The following is a 5,151-nucleotide window of genomic DNA, read 5'->3' on the forward strand; positions in this document are numbered from 1 at the left end:
GGACCTGTAGCTCAGTTGGTTAGAGCGTCCGGCTGATAACCGGGAGGTCACAAGTTCGAATCTTGTCAGGTCCACCACTTTCTTTCGCAATAAACACCCCAGCGAGAGCCGAGTCGCCGCTGGGGTGTTTATTACTGTCTCCGTGGGGGTTTAGCTCAGCTGGGAGAGCGCGGGCTTTGCAAGCCTGAGGTCAGGGGTTCGATCCCCCTAACCTCCACCATGATGGACCTGTAGCTCAGTTGGTTAGAGCGTCCGGCTGATAACCGGGAGGTCACAAGTTCGAATCTTGTCAGGTCCACCATCAAAACTGTTAAAAGCCTCGGGGCAATTGCCTCGAGGCTTTTTTCTTAGCCACAGAAGGTAGTCAAAAAAGCTCTGTCCCAAATTAACTACTTTGATTTTGTGTGCTACGCGAAAGTTTGGGTAGTATAGCTATTCAACGCGGCGGGCCGCCGCGTGTTAACCGCTACGTACCGGAGGTGTTCCATGGTTCGTGTCGACATAGAGACCATCGTCATGGCCGCCGGTCCCGTGCCATCGCTTATCGTGCTTCGCGAACGCTGCAGCAAGTCGGATTCCCCCGCGCCGCTGCGCTCCCTCTCCATCCAGACTGGCTCGTTTGAGGCTGCGGCAATCAGCCGCGGCATCGACAGCGGACGCGCCGATCGCCCGATTACCCATGACCTGTTGCTCGATACTGTTGGCGCCCTGGGCGCCAAGCTCGAGCGCATCGAGATCGTTCGCGCCGAGCCGCCGGTGTTCTACGCGACGATTGTCGTACTGGCCGATGGCAACGAGCATCGGATCGATGCGCGTCCGAGCGACGCCATCGCCCTTGCCGTACGCAGCAATGCCCCCATGTTCGTTGAAGACGACATCATGAATCGCTTGGGCACCGTATCGCCGCACGCCGAGGAAGTCGACGACGAGCAAGAGTTCGAAAAGTTCGACGAGTTCGTCCATACGCTCTCCCCCGATGACTTTTAAATGCTCGACAAACACGCGACGGAGTGCGCGCTCATGAGTGCCGGAGTTTCTGGCGAGGCGGCGGCCATTGCGCGCGAGGCCCAGATGCGCTCGGAGGCTTCTGAGGCGGCTCGCATTGCCTATGTGACGCAGGCCCGCACGCTTCGCGAACGCCGCGGCTCGTTTATCAAGATGGTTGTCGTCTCCGCCCTTGTCGCGGCAATCTGCTCGCGCCTTCGTGGTACAGTTGGTGCGCTTGGGTTTTCGATCTCTACGGGCCTCGTGATCTGGGGTGTGGTCGATGCAGTCATGCTGACTAGCCAGATCAAGGCGCTCGACAAGCGTGCAGCGGATATGATGCGCGCCCGCGATGCCGCTGCTAAGATCGCCGCCGAGGCGCAAGAACTGTAACGACGCCAGACTCGATGGGAAGGTCTAAAGATGGCACAGGATATGCAGGACGCCGGTAACGTCTCCGCCGAGCTCGACGCCATGGTGTGTGACCTGATTGGTGCGTTCTTGGACGACCTTGCCGCCGGTGAGAATCCGGGCGTAGTTGTGGCGATCGAGGACGCTGCTTCCAACCGATATCTGGCGGCGCTTGACGAGGACGGCGAAGAGGCGTGCCTCGAGGCGGCCACCAACTTTATCTCCGAGCACAAGATGGGTCTTAAGGACGAGGGCCTGGGCCGCATTGCCCGCTATGCCATCGGCTACACCGGTTGTGTCGAGATTGACGGCGGCTATCACGATGCCCTGCTCGTAAGCTTCTTCGAAACCACGCTCGAGAGCGGTTTTTCGGCATATGTGCTGTATGAGGGCATGGGCGCCGGCGATGGTTTTATGTGGAGCGACCCTGAACCTGCAGGTGAGGAAACCCCTCTCATCTAAAATCGCTAAAATAAACGAGTTTTCGGTAAAAGGCTCAATATTCCCGCCGAGCGTTGCATTGCTGGGTGGGTCGCATACGCGTGCCGGTTGTATATAGATAGAAGATAGGGGAACTACATGCGCGTAGACAATCTGAGAAACATCGCCATCATCGCCCACGTCGACCACGGCAAGACGACGATGGTCGACAAGCTCCTGCGTGCCACGGACGCCTTCCGTGCCAACCAGCAGGTCGAGGACCGCGTCCTGGATTCCAACGACCAGGAGCGCGAGCGCGGCATTACGATTCTCGCCAAGAACATCTCTATCGAGTACAAGGACGTTAAGATCAACGTCATCGACACCCCGGGCCACGCCGACTTCGGCGGCGAGGTCGAGCGCGTGCTGCGTATGGCCGACGGCGCCCTGCTGCTGGTCGACGCCTTTGAGGGCCCCATGCCCCAGACCCGCTTCGTGCTGCGTCACGCTATCGACACCGGCCTTAAGATCATGATCGTCATCAACAAGATCGATCGTCCGGGCGCCAACCCCGAGAAGGCCTACAACGACTGCCTGGACCTCATGGCCGACCTGGGCGCCACCGACGACCAGCTTGAGTTCGCCATGGAGCACGTGGTCTACGCCAGCGCCATGAATGGCTTTGCCCGCCTTGACCCTAACGACGGCAATATGGACATGTACCCGCTGCTCGACATGATCATCGACGATATGCCCGCGCCCGAGGTTGACGAGAACGCCCCGCTGGCCATGCAATGCGTGACCATCGACCACTCCAACTTCGTTGGTCGTATCGGCATCGGTCGCGTGTACTCCGGCACCATCCACCAGGGCGACCAGATCCTGGTTGTCAAGAACGATGGCTCCAGTGCCACCGCTACCGTCAAGCAGCTCTTTACCTTCGACTACCTGGGCCGTACCGAGTGCCAGGAAGTCGGCGCTGGCGATATCGCTGCTGTCGTGGGTATTGACCGCACCGATATCGGCGATGTTTACACCGACCCCGAGAACCCCGTCGAGCTCGAGCCCATCGAGATCGACCCGCCGACCCTGTCCATCGTCTTTGAGGCCTCGACCTCCCCGCTCGTCGGCCGCGATGGCGACATCGTGGGCGCCCGTCAGCTTAAGGAGCGCCTGTTCAACGAGGCCGAGAACAACGTGACCATGAAGATCGAGGAGCTCGAGGACAAGAGCGGCGTCGAGGTCTCGGGCCGCGGCATCCTGCACCTGTCCGTCCTGATGGAGTCCATGCGCCGCGAGGGCTTTGAGTTCCAGGTCGGCCGTCCCCGCGTTCTGTTTAAGAAGGACGAGAACGGCAACAAGATGGAGCCTGTCGAGCAGGCCGTCGTTGAGTGCCCGGACGAGTACTCAGGCAAGGTCGTTGAGGTCTTCGGTACCTCCGGCGGCATCATGACGAGCATGGACACCTCGGGCATCGTGACGCACCTTGAGTTCAAGATCCCGACGCGCGGCATCATGGGTCTCAAGAACCGCATCATGAACGTCACCCACGGCGAGGGCGTGTTCTACCACACCTTCCTGGAGTACGGTCCTTACGCCGGCGAGATCGGTAACCGTCAGAACGGCGCAATGATCTCCATGACCACCGAGAAGGCCGTTGCCTATGCTCTGGGTACGCTGCAGGAGCGCGGCCAGCTGTTTGTTGAGCCGGGCACCGAGTGCTATGAGGGCATGATCGTGGGCGAGCGCAGCAAGGCCGGCGACATGGTCGTCAACATCGCTCGCACCAAGAACCTGGGCAACCAGCGTTCCTCGACCTCCGATATCTCCGTCCAGCTGGTGCCGCCCCGCACCTTCTCGCTGGAGGAAGCGCTGGAGTACATCGCCGACGACGAGCTGGTCGAGATTACTCCCAAGAACATCCGCCTGCGCAAGCGTCTGCTCAATGCTACCGACCGCAAGAAGGCTGCCGTTCGCGCCGGCCAGGTCAACAAATAAGTGCCGGGCTTTATAGCGTCTAACAAGAAAGGGCGTCGACCGCAATGGTCGGCGCCCTTTTTGGTGCAAGGGGACAGGTTACTTTGCACCACGGTGGAGGAGGTTATCCCCCGAGCGGCTTTCCAGCCAAAGTAAAGTTGTTTAAACATATACATAATTCCACAGGATATAACCGCTTTGATACAAAACCGTTAACAGATAAATATCAACTGGTATTACATTAAAAGACCTCTTTACCAGCGGTTTACATGACTGTTATCTATATTGTATTTTATGCATTGTGGCATAGACGAACCGTCTTAGAAGTTGCCCCCAATGGGTTCTTGCAATGCGCTAGGTAGGTTCTCGTAGATGTTGGGGCTTGTGTTCGATCCGACGATTCGCCGTATTCCACACTGTGTTGTAGGAATTAAGGGACAACTATGGACGCACACCGCTCACGGTCGCTGGGTATGGCGGCTCTGATTTTCATTTTGATTTGCCTCACCGCCGCAGTGTTTTACGGTGCGGCCCCCGTGCGCGCCGATGACGTTGCGAAGCCCGATCCGATTGCGATCGATGGGGATACGGCGACGGTTGATGTCAGGCTGTATACCGATGAGCACCATACTCAAAAGCTCGAGGATCCCGTAACGTCCACTTCGACGCTCTATGGAGCTTTCTCGGCACAATTCAACGCCGGCAAGGCGCCTACGCCCGAGAAGAACATCGCTGTCTATAAGCTGCCCGACACCATTGTCGTTGACGACAACGACGGCGGCGACCTCATGGAGGGTTCGGAAGCCACTGCCGCCAAGGCTGGCACGTGGAAGATTAAGGACAATAAGGTCATCTTTGCGTTTGACAAAAACTGGCTTGCGTCAAACCCTGCGGAGATTTATGTCGGAGCCAATTTCTCGTTCGAGCTTGCAGACAAGGGCACCGGCTCAGGCGGCAACGCATCTGTCGTGTTCCCTGGTGTGGGAACGATCAAAATCCCTATCAAGGACGGCAAAGTCACGGGGACGAAGTCGGGGACCTTCTCCCAGGGCGCAGATGGCGTGGCCAAGGTTACCTGGACTGTTACGCTTACCGTAGAGTCGTATGCTACGGACGTTAGCTTCATTGATACGCTGGGCGACAACTTCGACTTTGTGAACGACAGTTTCAAGCTCGACGGCAAGAAGCTTGACTCCCAGCCGATGATCGACGGCCAGGTCGTAACCCTCGACAGCCTGGGCAACCTTTCCCGGGGCAACCACACGATCACGTACGATACGGTGCTGAAGAGCGGTGTTGCCGCGAACGGCGGCGATTTGATCAAAGCTGAGAATAAGGCAACGTGGAATTGGGCTGGCT

General features: G+C 58.2%; 5 protein-coding genes and 3 tRNA genes. All 8 read left to right on the forward strand.

Annotation, left to right across the window (positions count from 1 at the left end):
* Positions 1 to 77, forward strand: a tRNA-Ile gene (locus ABHR76_RS06890).
* Between the two features lie 67 nt (positions 78 to 144).
* A tRNA-Ala gene (locus tag ABHR76_RS06895) sits at positions 145 to 220 on the forward strand.
* A gap of 4 nt (positions 221 to 224) precedes the next feature.
* Positions 225 to 301: transfer RNA gene (locus ABHR76_RS06900), tRNA-Ile, on the forward strand.
* A 185-nt stretch (positions 302 to 486) separates the two neighbouring features.
* Positions 487 to 987 carry a bifunctional nuclease family protein gene (locus ABHR76_RS06905; protein WP_346977149.1) on the forward strand — a complete coding sequence of 167 codons (501 nt, stop codon included), beginning with the start codon at positions 487 to 489 and terminating at the stop codon, positions 985 to 987.
* Positions 988 to 1,377, forward strand: a complete 390-nt coding sequence (locus ABHR76_RS06910) for a hypothetical protein (RefSeq protein WP_346977150.1) — start codon at positions 988 to 990, stop codon at positions 1,375 to 1,377.
* Positions 1,378 to 1,407: 30 nt separating this feature from the next.
* Positions 1,408 to 1,857: a hypothetical protein gene (locus tag ABHR76_RS06915; protein ID WP_089572580.1), complete on the forward strand. Its 450-nt coding sequence runs from the start codon at positions 1,408 to 1,410 to the stop codon at positions 1,855 to 1,857.
* Positions 1,858 to 1,974: 117 nt separating this feature from the next.
* Positions 1,975 to 3,813, forward strand: coding sequence for a translational GTPase TypA (gene typA, locus ABHR76_RS06920; protein ID WP_006235837.1), 1,839 nt, complete (start codon positions 1,975 to 1,977; stop codon positions 3,811 to 3,813).
* 422 nt (positions 3,814 to 4,235) lie between these two features.
* Positions 4,236 to 5,151: hypothetical protein (locus tag ABHR76_RS06925; protein ID WP_346977151.1), on the forward strand; the 916-nt coding region annotated here is incomplete at its 3' end.

It is taken from the genome of Collinsella aerofaciens (assembly GCF_039752985.1).
GTDB lineage: Bacteria > Actinomycetota > Coriobacteriia > Coriobacteriales > Coriobacteriaceae > Collinsella > Collinsella aerofaciens_BT.